Source organism: Bradyrhizobium sp. USDA 4541, from assembly GCF_024171085.1.
Lineage (GTDB): Bacteria > Pseudomonadota > Alphaproteobacteria > Rhizobiales > Xanthobacteraceae > Bradyrhizobium > Bradyrhizobium australafricanum.
The window spans coordinates 6,650,858-6,667,647 of sequence record NZ_JALJZF010000001.1; the positions used below are offsets into that span (position 1 = coordinate 6,650,858).

General features: G+C 65.2%; 15 protein-coding genes. 6 read left to right on the top strand and 9 right to left on the bottom strand.

Annotation, left to right across the window (positions count from 1 at the left end; all coding sequences use genetic code 11):
• Positions 1-3: 3 nt before the first annotated feature.
• Positions 4-555, bottom strand: a complete 552-nt coding sequence (locus J2R80_RS31775; RefSeq protein ID WP_076826573.1) for a PaaI family thioesterase — start codon at positions 553-555, stop codon at positions 4-6.
• A gap of 221 nt (positions 556-776) precedes the next feature.
• On the opposite strand from J2R80_RS31775, the gene J2R80_RS31780 reads away from it, so the two are divergent.
• Positions 777-1,547, top strand: a complete 771-nt coding sequence (locus tag J2R80_RS31780) for an enoyl-CoA hydratase (protein WP_253639937.1) — start codon at positions 777-779, stop codon at positions 1,545-1,547.
• Between the two features lie 182 nt (positions 1,548-1,729).
• On the opposite strand, the gene J2R80_RS31785 is transcribed toward J2R80_RS31780, so the two are convergent.
• From J2R80_RS31785 to J2R80_RS31795, 3 genes are all read right to left on the bottom strand, one after another.
• Positions 1,730-3,142: a sensor histidine kinase gene (locus J2R80_RS31785; protein ID WP_076826569.1), complete on the bottom strand. Its 1,413-nt coding sequence runs from the start codon at positions 3,140-3,142 to the stop codon at positions 1,730-1,732.
• Positions 3,143-3,283: 141 nt separating this feature from the next.
• Positions 3,284-4,540: an MFS transporter gene (locus tag J2R80_RS31790; RefSeq protein ID WP_076826567.1), complete on the bottom strand. Its 1,257-nt coding sequence runs from the start codon at positions 4,538-4,540 to the stop codon at positions 3,284-3,286.
• 228 nt (positions 4,541-4,768) lie between these two features.
• Positions 4,769-5,431 (bottom strand): hypothetical protein, encoded by a 663-nt coding sequence (locus J2R80_RS31795; RefSeq protein ID WP_233475336.1) that lies wholly within the window; start codon positions 5,429-5,431, stop codon positions 4,769-4,771.
• A gap of 177 nt (positions 5,432-5,608) precedes the next feature.
• Here J2R80_RS31795 and J2R80_RS31800 point away from each other — a divergent pair, with 177 nt between their 5' ends.
• The 3 genes from J2R80_RS31800 to J2R80_RS31810 all read left to right on the top strand — a co-directional run bounded on the left by J2R80_RS31800 (position 5,609) and on the right by J2R80_RS31810 (position 8,973).
• Positions 5,609-5,776, top strand: a complete 168-nt coding sequence (locus J2R80_RS31800; protein ID WP_168855689.1) for a hypothetical protein — start codon at positions 5,609-5,611, stop codon at positions 5,774-5,776.
• 454 nt (positions 5,777-6,230) lie between these two features.
• Positions 6,231-7,427 carry an acetyl-CoA C-acyltransferase gene (locus tag J2R80_RS31805; protein ID WP_076826563.1) on the top strand — a complete coding sequence of 399 codons (1,197 nt, stop codon included), beginning with the start codon at positions 6,231-6,233 and terminating at the stop codon, positions 7,425-7,427.
• Between the two features lie 241 nt (positions 7,428-7,668).
• On the top strand, positions 7,669-8,973 hold the full coding sequence (locus tag J2R80_RS31810) for an MFS transporter (RefSeq protein ID WP_076826561.1): 1,305 nt from the start codon (positions 7,669-7,671) through the stop codon (positions 8,971-8,973).
• 27 nt (positions 8,974-9,000) lie between these two features.
• Here J2R80_RS31810 and J2R80_RS31815 read toward each other — a convergent pair whose 3' ends face one another.
• The 3 genes from J2R80_RS31815 to J2R80_RS31825 all read right to left on the bottom strand — a co-directional run bounded on the left by J2R80_RS31815 (position 9,001) and on the right by J2R80_RS31825 (position 12,313).
• Entirely contained in the window at positions 9,001-10,341 is a 1,341-nt protein-coding gene (locus J2R80_RS31815) for a carbohydrate porin (protein ID WP_076826559.1), read from the bottom strand.
• Positions 10,342-10,365: 24 nt separating this feature from the next.
• A complete protein-coding gene (locus J2R80_RS31820) occupies positions 10,366-11,385 on the bottom strand; it encodes a transporter (RefSeq protein WP_092085466.1) in 1,020 nt (339 codons plus the stop codon).
• A 142-nt stretch (positions 11,386-11,527) separates the two neighbouring features.
• On the bottom strand, positions 11,528-12,313 hold the full coding sequence (locus J2R80_RS31825; protein WP_076826556.1) for an acetoacetate decarboxylase: 786 nt from the start codon (positions 12,311-12,313) through the stop codon (positions 11,528-11,530).
• A gap of 240 nt (positions 12,314-12,553) precedes the next feature.
• Here J2R80_RS31825 and J2R80_RS31830 point away from each other — a divergent pair, with 240 nt between their 5' ends.
• The gene (locus tag J2R80_RS31830) at positions 12,554-13,717 is read left to right on the top strand and encodes a patatin-like phospholipase family protein (RefSeq protein ID WP_083714945.1); all 1,164 of its coding nucleotides are present in this window, start codon (positions 12,554-12,556) and stop codon (positions 13,715-13,717) included.
• Between the two features lie 109 nt (positions 13,718-13,826).
• On the opposite strand, the gene J2R80_RS31835 is transcribed toward J2R80_RS31830, so the two are convergent.
• Both J2R80_RS31835 and J2R80_RS31840 read right to left on the bottom strand, forming a co-directional pair.
• Positions 13,827-15,386 carry an acyl-CoA carboxylase subunit beta gene (locus J2R80_RS31835; protein ID WP_076826554.1) on the bottom strand — a complete coding sequence of 520 codons (1,560 nt, stop codon included), beginning with the start codon at positions 15,384-15,386 and terminating at the stop codon, positions 13,827-13,829.
• Positions 15,316-16,290: an IclR family transcriptional regulator gene (locus J2R80_RS31840; RefSeq protein WP_057019748.1), complete on the bottom strand. Its 975-nt coding sequence runs from the start codon at positions 16,288-16,290 to the stop codon at positions 15,316-15,318. The genes J2R80_RS31835 and J2R80_RS31840 overlap by 71 nt, the downstream gene beginning before the upstream one ends.
• A 129-nt stretch (positions 16,291-16,419) precedes the next feature.
• Here J2R80_RS31840 and J2R80_RS31845 point away from each other — a divergent pair, with 129 nt between their 5' ends.
• Positions 16,420-16,641 carry an acetyl-CoA carboxylase biotin carboxyl carrier protein subunit gene (locus tag J2R80_RS31845; RefSeq protein WP_076826552.1) on the top strand — a complete coding sequence of 74 codons (222 nt, stop codon included), beginning with the start codon at positions 16,420-16,422 and terminating at the stop codon, positions 16,639-16,641.
• Positions 16,642-16,790: the final 149 nt, after the last annotated feature.

The following is a 16,790-nucleotide window of genomic DNA, read 5'->3' on the forward strand; positions in this document are numbered from 1 at the left end:
CAGTTATTTCGCCTTGTCGGCCACTTTCGGTTCCCCGCCGAGCATCGAAAACGTCGCGGTCGCGTGCACCGCAAGATTGCCCTTGCCGTCGCGGACGAAGCCCTCGGTGTAGCTGGTCTGGCGCCCGAGCTTGATCACCTTGCCTTCGGCGCTGATGGTGCCCGACCGTGCCGACAGCGGCCGCAGATAGGTCAGCTTGAGGTCGAGCGTCACCGAAGTCTGCCCCGCCGGCAGCATGGTCGAGATCGCACAGCCCATCGCGGTATCGAGCAGCGCCGCGGCGGTGGCGCCGTGCAGCAGGCCGATGGTGTTTTCCAGGCTCTCATGCGGCTCGAGTTCCATCACGATGCGCCCCTGCTCGACCACGGCCATGCGGAAGCCGATCATCTTGGCCATCGGCGGCGGCGGCAACCGGCCGTCGCGGATCGCGCGCATCGCCTCGATCCCGGACATCGGCAGCGCCGCTTTCGCCACCGGTCCGGGCGCCTGCCATTCCACCACGCGGGTGCGCGTTAGATCGGGCGAACGAAGATCGATGCTTTCGGCGGCGGTCATGACGGCTCCATTTATATGACGCATATAATTCTATAGATCCGCATCCCTCGGCGCAACCGCCGCACCCGGTCCCTTGACAGAGCCATGCTTTGTCCGGGACATGGCGCAAGTCATTCCGGGGCGACGCGAGCACCAGACCCGGAATCTCGAGATTCCGGGTCTGGTGCTTGCGCACCATCCCGAAATGACTTGTCGATCCATTCCTGCGCCGGGGCTTTTCCATGGACATGCTCAATCCCCACTGCGGCATCGCCCGCGACGACAGAGGCGTCGTCCGCCTCACCATCTGCAACGCCGGCAAGCTGAACATCGTGAGTTCCGCGGTCACCAACGGCGTGCGCGAGGGTTTTGAGCATCTGGCCGCCGATCCGAGCATCCGCGCGGTGATCCTGGCCGGCGAAAGCGAGCGCAGCATGATCGGCGGCGCCGACATCAAGGAAATGGCGACGCTCGACCAGACATCCGCCGAAGCATTCATCAGCCGGCTGCGCGACCTCTGCGAGGCCGTGCGCAAATTCCCGGCGCCGGTGATCGCCCGCCTGCCCGGCTGGTGCCTCGGCGGCGGCCTCGAGGTCGCGGCCGCCTGCGACGTCCGCGTTGCCGCACATGACGCGATGTTCGGCATGCCCGAGGTGCGCGTCGGCATCCCCTCGGTGATCCACGCCGCGCTGCTGCCGCGCCTGATCGGCTGGGGCCGCGCCCGCTGGCTGATCATGACCGCGGAGAACATCGACGCCCAAACCGCGCTCGCCTGGGGCCTGGTCGACACCGTGGCAAAACTCGGCGGCCTCGACGACGCCGTCGAGCACACCGTCAAGGCGCTGCTGGAATGCGGCCCCGAAGCGCTGCGCATCCAGAAGGACCTGCTGCGGCAGTGGGAAGAGCTGCCGCTGACCGAGTCGGTCAACCTCAGCGTCGGCGTGTTCGGAAAGTCGTTCCAGACCGGCGAGCCGCAGAGCCTGCTGCAGGGATTTTTAGATCGCAAGCGGTAGCGGTTCAGCACCCGTGGCCCGCGTGAGCGCCGCAACATGTCATCTGTAGCCCGCATGAGCGAAGCGACATGCGGGGCCGGATGCCCCGGATATCGTTTCGCTCATCCGGGCGACGCTTGCTGCGCCCTCGCCACACATTCGCCGATGCGTCGATCGGCCAGAGGCCGGGCTACCACCAGCGGCTAGCTCGATACCGGGATCTCGATCAGCACCAGCGTGCCGCGGCCTGGTTCGCTTTCCAGCGCGATCCGGCCGCTGAGCGACGACACGACGGTGTTGAAGGCGATGTGCAGGCCGAGGCCGATATTGCCCCGCTCCCGCCCGGTGGTGAAAAACGGATCGAACACGCGGGCCTGCAAATCCTCGCGGATGCCGACGCCTTGGTCGGCGCAGGCGATCCGGGCGAGCGCCTGATCCGGCTGCGTCACCGTCATGGTGAAGCGTCCGCCGCGGCCGTCGGGATAAGCGTGCGCCGCGGCGTTGAACGCCAGGTTGCTGATCACCTGCGCCAGTGCGCCGGGATAGCTGCTCAGAACGATGCCTTGCGGGCAGTCGAGTTCGACGATCAATCCCTGCCGGGACAGCAGCGGCCCGAGCTTTGCGATCAGCTCGGAGAGCCATCCGCCGAGCTCGAATGTATGGCGCTCCTCGTCGGCGTGATGGATGGCGACCTGCTTGAAGCTGTGCACCATTTCAGATGCCCGATGCAGGTTTTCCGAGGTCAGTCGAAGGCCGTTCTCGATTCGTGCAATGCCCCTTGTCAGGTCGGAGCGCCGGACGGCGGTGCCGCTCAGCGCCTCGCCCATCGCGCGAAGGTCCGCCTCCATGGTGGTTGACGTGGTCAGCGCCAGGCCAAGCGGCGTGCTGACCTCGTGTGCGACACCGGCGACGAGCTGCCCGAGCGAGGCCAGCTTCTCGGCCTGCACGAGCTGCGATTGCGTCGCGTGCAGATCGCGCAACGAGGCTTCCGAACGCTCCTTTTCCTGCTTCAGCGCCTGCGCCGTTCGAAACTGCTGGCGCGCGCGGAACTCGCGGGCGGCGACGGCGTAAAGCGACAGCGCAAAGGCGTTGAGGACCAGGGAATGATTGATGAAGCGCAGCCCCGGCGGCAAAGCCGGCCCGAGCGATTCAGCGATGCATAGCGCAATCCATGTCGTGAGACAGAACACCGCCAGTGGCCCGATCCGCAGCGGCAGCATGGTCGAGACGAACAGGATCACCATCATCACGCCGGGTGCCGCATAGGTGAATCCCGAGGGCAGCACGAGGTAGACGCTCGGCAGCACGCAGCCTGGAACGACGCAATAGACGAGGAAGATCGTCTCGGCCCACGGCTTCATCGCCGGCACCGAGAGCAAGGCGGTGAGCGGCAGCAGGACCAGCACGGCGACCCCGCCGCGGATCGCCAGCGTGGTCGCCACGACGTCGGGATAGAGCACCCAATCCCAGAACGCATATCCGGCATAGGTGAAGGCGCCGAGCAGCATCGCGACCTGCGTCCAGCCGATATTGCCCCGTACGTACTGGTCTACAAATCGGCGCTCCTCGACGATGTCGTCGAAGCGCAGTCCAAGGCGGGTCAAAAGACGGAGCATTACAATATCAAACGAAAAAGGCCTGGCACTGGAACTTGGCACTGGAAATGGGAGCGTCGAAAATGGTCTACGACAGCTTGCCCGCGCTGTCGCGTCCTTTTGGCGCATCGGCGACCGCGGCGCGGCATCGCGCCGCGCCCCTCACCGGGCGTTGGCCGGGGCGTGGGTCGGCCAGAGGTCGGCGCGCCAGTGCAGCGCGATCGCCAGCATGGCGACGAAGCCGGCGGCGGCGAGCAGCGTGCCGGTCGCGGTGTAGCCGATCAGGTCGATCAGGCTGCCGGCGGCGAGCAGCCCGAGCGGCAGGCCGTAGATCACCATCATGCGCACGCCCATGACGCGGCCGCGCAGATGCGCGCTGGCATTGCGCATCAGCATCACGGCGGCCGAGATCATCGACATGCTCTGCGCGATGCCGGCGAGCAGCAGGCAGGCCATCGCGACCGGCATGGTCCTGAGCTCGACGAACACCAGCAGCATGGCGTACCAGGCGAGCGTCGCGCCGATCAGGAGCCGCGCGATGCGTACCCCGCCGGCCATGCTGAGCGTGATCGAGCCGATCAGCGAGCCCACCGCAAAGCTTGCCGAGAGATAGCCGAGCCCGGTCTGGTCGGTATGGAAGATGTCGCGCGCGACATAGGGCAACAGACCGTTGGTGAGCGGAAACGCGGTGAGGTTGGCGAGGAACGCGACGCAGAGCGCGGCGCGCATGCCCGGACCGCTCCAGGCATAGACGATGCCCTCCTTGAGGTCGCGCAGCAGCTTTGAGCCCGGCGCGGCGGCCGCAAGATCGGTCGTGCCATGCGACTTCGGGCGGCTCATGCAGAGCATCAGGATGGCGGCGACGAAATAGAAGCCGGCAATCCCGACATAGACGTAGCCGATGCCGAGCGCCGCGAACAATCCGGCCCCGGTCAGGGCTCCTGCGATACGCGCCGAGTCCTGCGTGGTGCGCGCCAGGCTGATGGCGCCGACCAGCTGCTCCGGCGGCATGATGTCGGCGAGCAGCGCGCCGCGCACGCCGAGATCCGACGGGCGGATCACACCCATGATCGCGACGATGATCATGACGTTCAGCGGGGCGAGATGCCCGGTCAGCGCCAGCGTCATGATGGTGCCGGCGAGCACCGTATAGGCAAAGCGCATCACGGCGAGCAGATCGCGGTGCCCTATGCGGTCGCCGATCATGCCGACGACCGGCGCGACCAGGGTGCCGACATATTGCAGCGACGCCAGCACGGTCAGCAGCAGCACCGAGCCGGTCTCGACCATGATGTACCAGCCGAGCACCAGCGTCTCGACCTCGAACGCCCAGGAGGTGAGCAGATCGGACGGCCATTGAAAGCGATAGCTGCGGATGCGAAATGGCGCGAGCGCGGAGGTCCGCGTGGTCCCGCTCAAGACGCGATGACGCGTGTCACGGCGTGTCCTGCCCTTTTCCTTGTTCTTCTGGGTCTTGCTTCTTGGTCGTGCTTGCGGCGCTTTGAATTCGTCTCGAGTCGCTTGGGAAAACGCTCTGTTCCGGCAGCGTAGCGCCGAGTCGATTGGTGTCAATCGAGGCTGCCGCATGCGGCCATGCACGATGGTATCCGCAGCGACGTGATGGCGTAGCCTCGCGAATCGCAGGCCCTACATCGGCGGCGCGGCGCGCCGCAGCATGAAATGGGTGGGTATGAAGGCGAGCAGTGGCAGGCCGATCATCAGGCCGGCCAGCCACACCAGCGGCGGCACGAAGCCTTGCGCCGCCCTGTCGCTGGTGCCGAAGACGTAGTTGATGTTGACCGGGGTCATGCCCGGGTCCGGCCGCGGTCCCGGCATCACAAAGTAGCAGATCAGCAGCAGCGCCCATGCCAGCACGCCCCAGGCGATCAGCGCGCGCTGGTCATAGCCGAGCCGCCAGACCAGGAACAGCAGCAGGAACGGCAGCCAGCCGTGGAAGCCCGACAGGAACCGCAGGAACAGCGACAGGTTCTGGTCGAACATGTAGTCGGTCATTCCGGTGAGCGAGCAGCCGGCGACATGGGCGAGAAAGTCGATCACCCAAAATGTTTGCGGCACAAGGAGTCCGACGGCGCACATCGAAATCAACAGTGCGCTCTCGGTCCAGACCCCGATCAAGGTGAGGATCAGGCAGACATCGCAGAAATACAGAAAGTTGGTCGGCCCGTAGCAGTAGGTGTACACCGGCACCAGGACAGCCATGAAGGCGCTGAAGCCGATCTTGACGGAGAGCGGAATGCGGGCGGACGGCTGCTCGACGGCGATCACGGACATTGCGGTGGGACTTTCCATTGCACAATCCGCCAGCCCTAGCGCCGGATCGGTAAACAGACCCGTATTCCGCAACCTTGAATTGATCGGCGTCCGGGAATTCGGTTAACGCCAACTCAGCGGCGCCGGTACAGTTTTAGCCGCCCGCGCGCGCGATGATCGTACTAGCATGTCTGTTCCGAAGCCGCGGAGGACGACATGAACGCCTTCGAAGTTTTCGCGATCTACCTGGCGCCCTTTGTAATCATCGCGATCGCAATCCGCCTGCTGATGCAGCGCCATGCCGTCGACCTGCCGGACGTGCAGAAACAAGCGGGCTCCGCGCCGAAGCGACGATTTCTGCTCGGCGCCTGGCGGTCGGATTAGGTCAGGTCGCAGACAAGCTCGGATGCGCCGCCGCCCAGCGAAAATTCTCAATCACTGATTTGCCCGACGGCGCAAGCGACGACCAAGCGAGTGTATGGTTTGTCTGTCTCACCCGATCGAGGGACGAATCGCGATCGTCACGAACGGTCGAGATGCGGACACCTATTCGGTGTCGTCCCTGCCTAGTGCGCAATTGCGCACGGGAGCAGGGACCCATAACCACAGGCCGTCATTGTTGAGCGGCGCCCGAACGACGAGTCCCATTCACAATATCCGCTGCGGAGTATGGGTCCCCTGGCTTTCGCAAGGACGACATTGGTGATGGCGGAACGATCCCGTCCCCAACTCATGCGAACACGACATTTTGTCATGAGAGCCGCAGTTGCATTTTTTGCATTGCATCATATGATGACAATAATTCAATCAAATCCCCGGCATTGAAGGGACTCCTGCCATGGCAACCAGCACCGATCCCGTCGTCATCCTCTCCGCCGCCCGCACCCCGCTCGGCCGCTTCATGGGCGAGCTCGCGCCGCTGCCGGCGCACAAGCTCGGCTCGCATGTGATCGGGGCTGCGCTCGAACGCGCAAAACTTGCGCCCGAGCGCATCGACGAGGTGTTCATGGGCAACGTGCTGCCCGCCGGCCAAGGCCAGGCCCCTGCTCGCCAGGCCGCGCGCGGCGCCGGACTGCCGGATGCCACCGGCGCCACCACCGTCAACAAGGTCTGCGGTTCCGGCATGAAGGCGACCATGCTGGCCCACGACATCATCAAGGCCGGCTCGGCCGAGATCGTGCTGTCCGGCGGCATGGAGAGCATGAGCAATGCGCCGTATCTGTTGCAGAAGGCGCGCGGCGGGTATCGCGCCGGCCACGACCGCATCATCGATCACATGATGATGGACGGGCTCGAGGACGCCTATGAGACCGGCCGCTCGATGGGCGATTTCGGCGAGGCGACCGCGGAGGCCTATCAGTTCACCCGCGCCGACCAGGACGCGTTCGCGATGGAGACGCTGAGCCGTGCCCGCAAGGCGGTCGAGGGCGGCGCCTTCAAGGCCGAGATCGCGCCGATCACGCTCGCCGAGAAGGCCGGCCCGCGCATCGTTGCCAATGACGAGCACCCGCTGAAGGTCGATCCGGCAAAAATCCCCGGCCTGAAGCCGGCGTTCCGCGCGGGCGGCACCATCACGCCTGCCGCCTCCTCCGCCAATGCCGACGGCGCCGCAGCGCTGATCCTCAGCCGCCGCTCGCTCGCCGATCGCGATGGACTGCCTGTGCTGGCCGAGATCAAGGGCCACGCCACCCACAGCCAGGAGCCACAGTGGTTCACGACAGCGCCGATCCCGGCGATCAGAAAACTGCTCGACAAGGTCGGCTGGAGCGTCGGCGATGTCGACCTGTTCGAGATCAACGAGGCGTTTGCGGTGGTCGCGATGGCGGCGCAGCGCGATCTCGGCATTCCCAGGGACAGGCTGAACATCAACGGCGGCGCCTGCGCGCTCGGCCATCCGATCGGCGCCACCGGCGCGCGGCTGATCGTGACGCTGCTGCACGCGCTGGAGGCGCAGAACCTGAAGCGCGGCGTTGCCGCGCTGTGCATCGGCGGCGGCGAAGCCACCGCGATCGCCGTCGAGCGGGTCGCGCACTGATCCGGTATACCGTCATTGCGAGCGAAGCGAAGCAATCCATCTCTTTTCACAAACCGAACGATGGATTGCTTCGTCGCTTCGCTCCTCGCAATGACAGTTAGTTATGAAAGGCGTCCGTGAGGCAGTACGACGGCCTGGCGCCTAAGTCCGAAAACGAGGGAACTATGGCATTTTAGCCATGGCTCCTCTGTGCCATATTGCGCATCACGCAAAGCTTTCACCGCAATCGATCCGGAACACAATGATCTCGAACTGGCTTGCTTCCGCCCTCGCCCGCCGCAACATCCACTACGGCTGGGTGATGGTGGCCGTGACTTTCCTTGCCGCCCTGATCTCCGCCGGCACCGTCGGCGCGCCCGGCGTGTTCATCGTGCCCCTGCAGAAGGAGTTCGGCTGGTCCACCGCCGAGATTTCCTCCGCGCTGTCGATCCGCTTCATCCTGTTCGGGCTGATGGCGCCGTTCGCCGCCGCGCTGATGAACCGCTACGGCCTGCGCAACGTGACGCTGGCGGCGCAGTTGATCGTGGTCTCCGGTCTATTGGCCTCGCTCGCCATGACCCAGGTCTGGCAGCTCATCCTGCTGTGGGGTGTCGTGATCGGAATTGGCACCGGGATGACGGCGCTGGTGCTCGGCGCGACCATCGCTGCGCGCTGGTTCGTGGCGCGGCGCGGCCTCGTGGTCGGGATCCTCACCGCAAGCGTCGCGACGGGACAGCTCGCCTTCCTGCCCCTCCTCGCGACACTGACCGAGCGCTACGGCTGGCGCGTCGCCCTTGGGCTGGTCTGCGTCATGCTCGGCGTCGCCGCCTTCGCCGTGCTGATGGTGGTGCGCGACCGGCCGAGCGACGTCGGCCTGCGTCCGTTCGGCGACGAGGGCACCGCGCCGCTTCCCGCGCCGCCGCCGGCCAATGCGCCGATCGTGGCCGCCGCGCTCGGCACGCTGCGCGATTCCGCGAAATCCTCGGTGTTCTGGATCCTGTTCGCGACCTTCTTCGTCTGCGGCGCTTCCACGAACGGCCTGGTCCAGGTTCACCTGATCCCGATGTGCCTCGACTACGGTATCCCGCAGGTGCAGGCGGCAAGCCTGCTCGCCGCGATGGGGATCTTCGATTTCTTCGGCACCATCGTCTCGGGCTGGCTGTCGGACCGCTACGACAACCGCTATCTGCTGTTCTGGTATTACGGCCTGCGCGGCCTGTCGCTGCTGTTCCTGCCGTTCTCCGACTTCACGTTCTACGGGCTGTCGCTGTTCGCGATGTTCTATGGCCTCGACTGGATCGCGACGGTGCCGCCGACCGTGCGCCTCACCGCGCAGCGCTTCGGCGCCGAGCGTGCCAACCTGGTGTTCGGCTGGATCTTCGCCGGCCATCAGCTCGGCGCTGGCGCCGCCGCGTTCGGCGCCGGACTGTCGCGCACGATCTATCAGAGCTACCTGCCGGCGTTCTTCATTGCCGGCGCGCTGTGCATCTTTGCCGCGCTGATCGCTCTGGCGATCGCGCGGCCGCAGCCGAAATCGGTGGCGGAGCCGAAGCCGGTCGCGGCCTGAGGCCGCTTCCCGCGCGACGTGCGCCGGTCAGTACGACAGAATGGTGCGCATCCCGAACACCACGCTGTCCTTGATCCGATGCGTTTGCGTCGGATCGTTGGGATCGACGGCGCCGCCGCCGGGATGGGCGATGTATTGAAACATCGGCTGCATGGTGAAATTCGGGTTCACCACGTGCTGGTAGGTGATCTCGAGAATCGCCTCGTAGTCGCGGATCGGATACGGCGTGCCCGTGAAGATCTGGGTGTCGCGGTCGAGCGCACGCGCGGCGTCCGAAATCCTGGCATAGATCGCGGCGATGCCGAACCGATCGTCCGGATATGTCTCGCTGAAGCCGGTGAACAGGAAGCCGCCGTCGACATAGGTGCTGATCAGATTGCGGTCCGATGGGCTGACCGAGGCGCGCATGAAGAACGCCACGCCCTTGTCAGCGTCCGGCCTGGCGCGCGCAAGCAGCTGCTCGTAGACCATGAAGATGCCGTTGTCCCGCCGCAGCCATCGCGTGTCGCCGGAGCTGTCGGGATCAGCGAGCGACAGCCCGTCGGCCGAGAAGCGCTGGTCAGCAAACGAGCCCACGTGATACCAGGCGCCGCCGGTGATGGTCGCCGGCAGCCTGCTCTCGCCGATCTCGAACTTGTATTTGAGCTGGCCGATCCACCATGGCGGATCGTTGACCCGGAAATTCAGCCCGTGGGCGTTCAATATCTGCGGATCGTCCGTCCCCTGCGGCGGCGAAGCCGAGCCGTCGAACAGTGCCAGATAGGCGGTGATGCGATCGGACAGATTGGCCTTGAACCGGATGCCGGGCACGGCAAGTGGCGGCGACGGTCCGCCGGCCGGCAGAATGGTGCCGACAATGCCGGGCCAGCCGAGCGCCGAATTGATGAAGATGTCGTCGTACTGGCTGTCGATGAACTCGACGTCCGAGCCCTGCTGGCCGACGCGCACCGAGAGTTTGCCGCCGAGCAGCTTCTGCTCGATCCAGAATTCATAGAGCCGCATCGCCGGCAGCGACTCGACGCCGGACACCAGGAACAGGTTGCCGACATAGCTCCGCGACAGCCCGTCGCCGTGGATCTGGTACATGTTGGCGTGGAAGGTCGCGCCGGTCCAGCCCATCGCCTTCTCGAGGTCGATGGTGGTGCCGAGATCGAGACGGCCGGTATAGGCCGCGCCGTTGCTGACGCCGCCGGAGACGTTGGAAAACCCCTCACCGATATAGGTCAGGCTGAACTGGTAGCCGGCTTCCTCGAGCGCAGCCCGCGTATCCGCAATCCGGTCGGCGAAGGGCTGGTCCTCCGCATGCGCCGGCGCGCCGAGTGCGAGGCCCGCGGCCACCAACATCGCGGGGGAGAGAACTCTGTACATGGGAAATGCCGCGGTGCGATCGCGCTATTTGACGATGCCGAGCCGCCGCATCAGCAGATAGGCCAGCAGCGCCGACCCGGCCAACAGGCCTGCGGCCACCAGAAATCCGCTGTCGACGTCGGTCAGCGGCAATCCCTTGGTGTTCATGCCGAAGATGCCTGTGACGAGCGTCGGCGGCAGCAGCATCATGGTGACGACGGACAAGGCGTGGAGGTGCTTGTTGCTCTCCTCCTCGAGCTTGAAGCGCAGCTCTTCCTCGAGCAGGCGGCTGCGCTCGTGCAGTTCGACGATGTCGTGGTCGAGGCCGTCGAGCCGCTGCGCGAGCTTGCCGGCCTGCAGCCGCAGCGCCGGGCTGAGATTGTCGGTGTTCTTCTGCTCGAGCCGGTGAAACAGCACGCGCAGGCCGGCGAGCTGGCGATGCAGTCGCACACAGGTGCGGCGCATCCGGCTCAGATTCTTGCGCAGCTCCGATCCGGTATCCTCGGCGAGCACCCGCTCCTCGATCGCATCGATATCGGTGCCGATCTTGTCCGCCATGCGGTCCATGGTATCGGCGATCTCGTCGACGATCTTCTCCAGCAGCGCCGCGACGCTGCCGACGCGATGGCCACCTTCGAGCACGCGGCGCGTCGCATCAGCGGAGCACAGCGCCTGATGGCGGCCGCTGACCAGGAGGCGTTCGGTCATCGCAAAGCGGAGAAAGCCGGTCTCCCGGGTCGCGGCGTCGATATCCCGCACCAGATCGGAAAACACGCCGTAGACGCAATTGTCGACGACGTGGATCTGCTGGAAATTGTCATTCGACAGCAAGAGGTCCCGCGCGAGCTGCGGGATGTGCATGTTGGCGAGCCATGCCCGGGTGCGGACGTCGGTCAGGTTGAAGTGCAGCCACAGCCTTCCGTCATGGCTCGGCTCGATCGGCGCATCGATCGGAAGCGCCTCGGCACGGCCGTCGTGATGCAGGCGGAACGCCCAGACCAGACCGGGGACCGCCTCACGGGTCAGCAGCGACCCGACCGGAGCGGGAGGTGGATCAGCCAGCATGGCCGCCCTCCAAGGCAATCGACAACGCAACCGCGCGAAATGACATGTTCAAAGCCTCGCCCACGCGCAACGCTGAGCAAGCGCGTCCCTTCGACGGAACATAGGAGGACGCGCCTGTTACAGTGTTATGTCAGCGACCGCCCTACTCCGCCGCAAGACCGGTCGGCGCCGCCGCCTCCGCGGCCTCCTTGTTGTAGTCATGCACGACGCGGCCGAACGGCAGCGTCAGATCGGCGAGGAAGTGGTGCGCGCCGACGACACGCTTGACCGGGAAATCGGCGACCGGTGCATTGACATGCGGCACCAAATGCAGCCGGCCCGGTCCGATCCAGGAGCCCTTGACGACGATGTCGGTCAGGTTGATCGCGACCAGCTGGCAGACCTCGAGATGCCCGTCGACGCCGGGGATCATCTTCAGATTAACTTGCGTCTTCGACAGCGTGGCGCGGGTGACGTCGCCATTGCCCGCCATGCTCTCGTGCTTGTAGCCCATCGTGCCCATCGCAACGAGCTGGCCGGCATATTCCAGCGTGCCGGTCAGCGTGTCCTTGACGATCTCGAGCTTGGGATGAGCGTACTTCTTCGGAAAGCCCCAGATCTCACGGCCGGCCGCGATCGGCGGATCATCGTCGAGATACATCTGGCAGACGAAGTTGACCTCTTCGCCATGCAGGCGCGCGGGGATCACGAGGCCGGACTCGGTGTAGCTGCCGAAGCCGGAGCTGTCGGGCATCTTGATCCATTCGTAATGCACGAACGCCTGCTCGATCGGCTCCAGCGGCTCGGGCAGGCCGGCGCGGATCAACTCCGGATCGGTCTCATAGGTGATGACGAGGAATTCGCGATCGATGAAGCGATACGGACCGGCGGGATAGCTCGGGCCGGCGGCCGGCATCGACGGACGCTTGAGCAGATCTTCCCTGCGCATCGCAATAACCCCCTGTTTGAAAAATTTTCCCGGAAGCTAACGGCCGAGATTGACAGCGATGTGAGGAATTTCCGTCAGGCGCATGACCGCGGTTGCGCGTCGCGACCCGCGTCGCGTTGCCGAGGCCAATGCTAACCATGCAGGCAGGCATGCCGGATGCGCCGAGTGTGGGCGCCGCAATTGTCATCACGGCGTCATCGGCGCGCTGAATTCTCGCCGCGAATTTCTGGAGTGTCTGATATGGACGCGCGAACCCCGCATTTCGACGACATCGATCACGCGACGCCGGGCTGGCGTCCGGAAGGCTGCGATCGCGTGGCCCTGGTCCTGCAGGGCGGCGGCGCACTCGGCGCCTATCAGGCTGGCGTCTATCAGGCGCTGCATGAATCCAACATCGAGCCCGACTGGGTGTGCGGCGTCTCGATCGGCGCGATCAACTCGGCGATCATCGCCGGCAATCCGCCCGAAAAGCGGCTGGAGCGGCTGCACACATTCTGGGATCGCATCACCAGCCGCAAGATCTGGCACTACACTCCGGACGGCGACGTCTTCCGCAAGGCGCGCAATTTCACCAGCTCATGGCTGACGACCACGCTCGGACAACCCGGCTTCTTCACCCCGCACCAGGCCAATCCGTGGTTCAGCGCGGCCGGCGCGCGCACCGCCACCAGCTACTACGACACCACGCCGCTGCGCGAGTCCTTGCTCGAGCTGGTTGATTTCGACCGCATCAATTCCAAGAAGATACGCTTCGCGGTCGGCGCAGTGAACGTGCTGTCCGGCAACTTCATCTATTTCGACAATGCCCATGACGAGATCATTCCCGAGCACATCATGGCGAGCGGCGCGCTGCCGCCGGCGCTGCCGATGGTGAAGGTCGGCACCGACCATTTCTGGGACGGCGGCATCGTGTCCAACACGCCGCTGCAGCATCTGCTCGACCAGGAAGACAACATGAACTCGCTGGTGTTCCAGGTCGACCTGTTCTCGGCGCGCGGCGCGCTGCCGCGCGACATCCAGGACGTGATGGCCCGGCACAAGGACATCATGTATTCGTCGCGTACCCGCTACAACACCGACGTCTATCGCAAGACCTACAATCTGCGCACCGCCCTGCACAATGCGCTGGGGAAGATCCCCGACGATCAGCTGTCGGACGAGGAGCGCCAGCTCAAGAAGGCAAACGCCCGGCTGCCGGGCATCACGCTGTTGCAGCTGATCTATCAGCAAAAGGCCTATGAGGGCGACGCCAAGGACCACGAATTCTCCGGCACCTCTATGCGCGAGCACTGGGTGAGCGGGCACGAGGACACCAAGCGCTCGCTGAAGCGGCGCGAATGGATCAAGATGCCCGAGAACGGCATGGGCATCGTGATCCACGACGTGCATCGGGAGGCGGAGTAAATAAGGCCGTCATTGCCGGGCTTGACCCGGCAATCCATCCCGCTTCGGATGACTCATTCGATGGATGCGCGGGTCAAGCCCGCGCATGACGCGTTGAGTCTGAGGGCCCTTACGGCCGCGTCGACATGTTGCTCGGCGGACCAGCCTTGCGGATCGGTTCGGCGAGGCGCGCGAACTCGCAGAGCAGCGAGCGCGTCTTGCGCGGGTCGATCACCTCCTCGACCCAGAACTTCTCGGCCGAGCGGAACGGCGAGCGCAGCTTGTTGAGGCGATCCTCGATCTCGCGCAGCTTGGCGGCGGGATCGGCGGCCGCATCGATCTCGGCGCGATAGGCCGCCTCGATACCGCCTTCGAGCGGCAGCGAGCCCCAATAGGCCGACGGCCACGCATAGCGCATCGAGAAGCGGTTGGCCGGCTGATGCACCACGCCGGCGACGCCGAAGGCGTTGCGGATGATGATGGTGCACCACGGCACCGTGCTCTGGTTGACCGCCGCCATCGCCCGCACGCCGTGGCGGATGGTCGCCGTCTTCTCCGCCTCGAGCCCGATCATGAAGCCCGGGCAGTCCATCAGATAGACCACCGGCAGATGGAAGGTCTCGGCGAAGTCGACCCAGCGCACCACCTTCTGGCAGGCGTCAGCGGTCCACGAGCCGCCATAGTGGAACGGATCGCTGGCGAGCAGCAGCACCGCCCTGCCCTCGATCCGCGCCAATCCGGTGATGATCGGGCGGCCGAAATTGGTGCCGACCTCGAAGAACGAGCCCTTGTCGACGACGGCATCGATGATCGGCCGCATCTTGTAGACCTGCCGGCGGTTGCGCGGCACGGCGGTGAGCAGCGATTCCTCTGCACGTTCCGGATCGTCGGTGCAGGGAATGGTCGGCGGCAGGTCGTAGACCGACGACGGCAGATAGGACAGGAAACGCCGCGCATAGTCGAACGCCTCCTCTTCGGTCTCGACGGCCTGGTCGATCGCGCCGGCGCGGGTCTGGATGTCGGCGCCGCCGAGCTCTTGCTTGGTCAGATCCTGACCGAGGCGCTTCACCACCGGCGGGCCGGCGACGAACATCGCGGAGCTCTTGGTCATGACCGAGTAGTGGGTGGCGGCAAGCCGCGCGGCACCGAGGCCCGCGACCGAGCCGAGCCCGAGACCGACCACCGGCACGCGGGCCAAATTGGCGGTCGTGTACCAGTACCAGCGCGTACCGCCGACGCCGCCGGGCAGATTGGCCGCGCCCCTGGTCTCGATCGTCTTCACCGAGCCGCCGCCGCCGGAGCCCTCGATCACGCGAACGATCGGCAGGCGGAAGTCGTGCGCCATCTCCTCCGCCATCAACGGCTTGGCGGAAATCGATGCATCCGCCGAGCCGCCGCGCACGGTGAAGTCGTCGCCGACCACGACGACGGTGCGGCCGTCGACCCTGGCGCGGCCGAACACGCAGTTCGCCGGCGTCAGGTGCTTGAGTTCGTTGCTCTCGTCATATTCGGCAATGCCGGAGATGGCACCGACCTCATGGAAACTGTTCTGGTCGACGAGCTTGTCGATACGCTCACGAACCGTGAGCCGGCCCTGGTCGCGTTGCCGCTTGACCTTGTCAACGCCTCCCATCTCCCGCGCGAACGCTTCGCGGCGGGCGAGGTCGTCGAGTTCCGGCTTCCAGTTCATTCACTGCTCCCGTCTTGAGGATTTTGTTGTTGTTATGGGCGGTCACCGGAAGCGACTTGCGCTCGATCCGATTGCTGAAGATGTCGCCGTCGGCGCCTTCGAGCAGGCTGCCGAGCGCGGCCGCGAGCTCGACCATTTGCGGCGCGACCTCGCGATGCAGCCGCGCCTCGTCATACATCGCCGAGAGCAGGCCGATCGTGGTGACCACATAGGTCTGATACTGCGGCGACCACAGCGGCACCGCGACGCCGTTGATGTGCGGGCTCCACAGTCCGCAGGCGACGACGTAGCCGTGCTCCTGCAAATGCCGGCGGTTGGCCTCGATGCGCGGCGTCAGCATCTTGGCGCTGTCGGGCAACTCGCCTTCCATCTCGGCGATCAGCGCGTCGCCGACCGCGGGATCGAGCGCGGCCGTGTAGGCGTGGCCGGCCGCGGTGGTCGCCATCGAAATCCGGCTGCCGGTGGCCTCATGCAGGCCGAGCGCGTTCGCCGCGCGGGCGAACTCCAGATAGACCAGGTGAAAGCGGTCGGGGATGACGAAGCCCACCGTGCCGGGCAACTGATCGGCGACATCCTGCAGGCGCAGCCGGATCAGATTGCGCAGCTGCAGCCCCTTCATCATCGTGGTGCTCATCGCGACCGCGCTCGGGCCGATGCGATATTTCTGGTCGCGCGGCAGATAGACCAGCTGACCCATCCGCGTCAGCGTGTGCGTCAGCCGTGACACCGTCGAACGCGGCAGGCCGCAGCGGTTCGAGATCTCGAGATTGCCGAGCCGGGCCTCGTGTCCCTCGAAGCACCGCAACACATCGAAGGCGCGCGACACCACCTGGATGACATCGCCATCGCCTGTCTCGCTGGCGAGCATTCCCTGCCTGCTAAGCCGTTCCGAGCGCCTTCCCATCTGTTTGGCTCCATTCCGTCCTGCGGAATAAAATTCCACTTGCAGAAGAAGCTACCTCAGGCAATCTGCCGCCACAACAAAAAGCCGTTCGCCGGATGAAATTTCCGCAAGACGGTATCGGAGAGTGGAATGCCAGAGATCAAGGTTGTGACCGAAGTTGCCGGGCGCGTTTGCGCGCTTCCTGTCGAGACCGGCAGCAGCATCGGCAATGGCGACGAGATTGCGTTCGTCGAAGCGATGAAGATGGAAATACCGGTCACGTCGACGACAGCAGGCAAAATCAAGTCGATTCTGGTCAAGATCGACGATGTCATCGCCGAAGGCCAGGCGGTCGCGATCGTCGAGACCTGAGATCCCACCCCTGCCATCCGGCCGCGACAATCTGTCCGGTGATGCAGCGGCCGAAATCGCCGGCTTGCGCCGGAGGTAGCGTTGCCATCGCCGGATCACGATGCAATCATTCCGCCCGGAAAAGTTTCGCACAGCGAAACAAAGGGAGG

Coding starts and splice junctions, on each gene's coding strand:
- J2R80_RS31775 (WP_076826573.1), bottom strand. CDS start 555: ATGACCGCCGCCGAAAGCATCGATCTTCGTTCGCCCGATCTAACGCGC.
- J2R80_RS31780 (WP_253639937.1), top strand. CDS start 777: ATGGACATGCTCAATCCCCACTGCGGCATCGCCCGCGACGACAGAGGC.
- J2R80_RS31785 (WP_076826569.1), bottom strand. CDS start 3,142: ATGCTCCGTCTTTTGACCCGCCTTGGACTGCGCTTCGACGACATCGTC.
- J2R80_RS31795 (WP_233475336.1), bottom strand. CDS start 5,431: ATGGAAAGTCCCACCGCAATGTCCGTGATCGCCGTCGAGCAGCCGTCC.
- J2R80_RS31800 (WP_168855689.1), top strand. CDS start 5,609: ATGAACGCCTTCGAAGTTTTCGCGATCTACCTGGCGCCCTTTGTAATC.
- J2R80_RS31805 (WP_076826563.1), top strand. CDS start 6,231: ATGGCAACCAGCACCGATCCCGTCGTCATCCTCTCCGCCGCCCGCACC.
- J2R80_RS31810 (WP_076826561.1), top strand. CDS start 7,669: ATGATCTCGAACTGGCTTGCTTCCGCCCTCGCCCGCCGCAACATCCAC.
- J2R80_RS31815 (WP_076826559.1), bottom strand. CDS start 10,341: ATGTACAGAGTTCTCTCCCCCGCGATGTTGGTGGCCGCGGGCCTCGCA.
- J2R80_RS31820 (WP_092085466.1), bottom strand. CDS start 11,385: ATGCTGGCTGATCCACCTCCCGCTCCGGTCGGGTCGCTGCTGACCCGT.
- J2R80_RS31825 (WP_076826556.1), bottom strand. CDS start 12,313: ATGCGCAGGGAAGATCTGCTCAAGCGTCCGTCGATGCCGGCCGCCGGC.
- J2R80_RS31830 (WP_083714945.1), top strand. CDS start 12,554: ATGGACGCGCGAACCCCGCATTTCGACGACATCGATCACGCGACGCCG.
- J2R80_RS31835 (WP_076826554.1), bottom strand. CDS start 15,386: ATGAACTGGAAGCCGGAACTCGACGACCTCGCCCGCCGCGAAGCGTTC.
- J2R80_RS31840 (WP_057019748.1), bottom strand. CDS start 16,290: ATGGGAAGGCGCTCGGAACGGCTTAGCAGGCAGGGAATGCTCGCCAGC.
- J2R80_RS31845 (WP_076826552.1), top strand. CDS start 16,420: ATGCCAGAGATCAAGGTTGTGACCGAAGTTGCCGGGCGCGTTTGCGCG.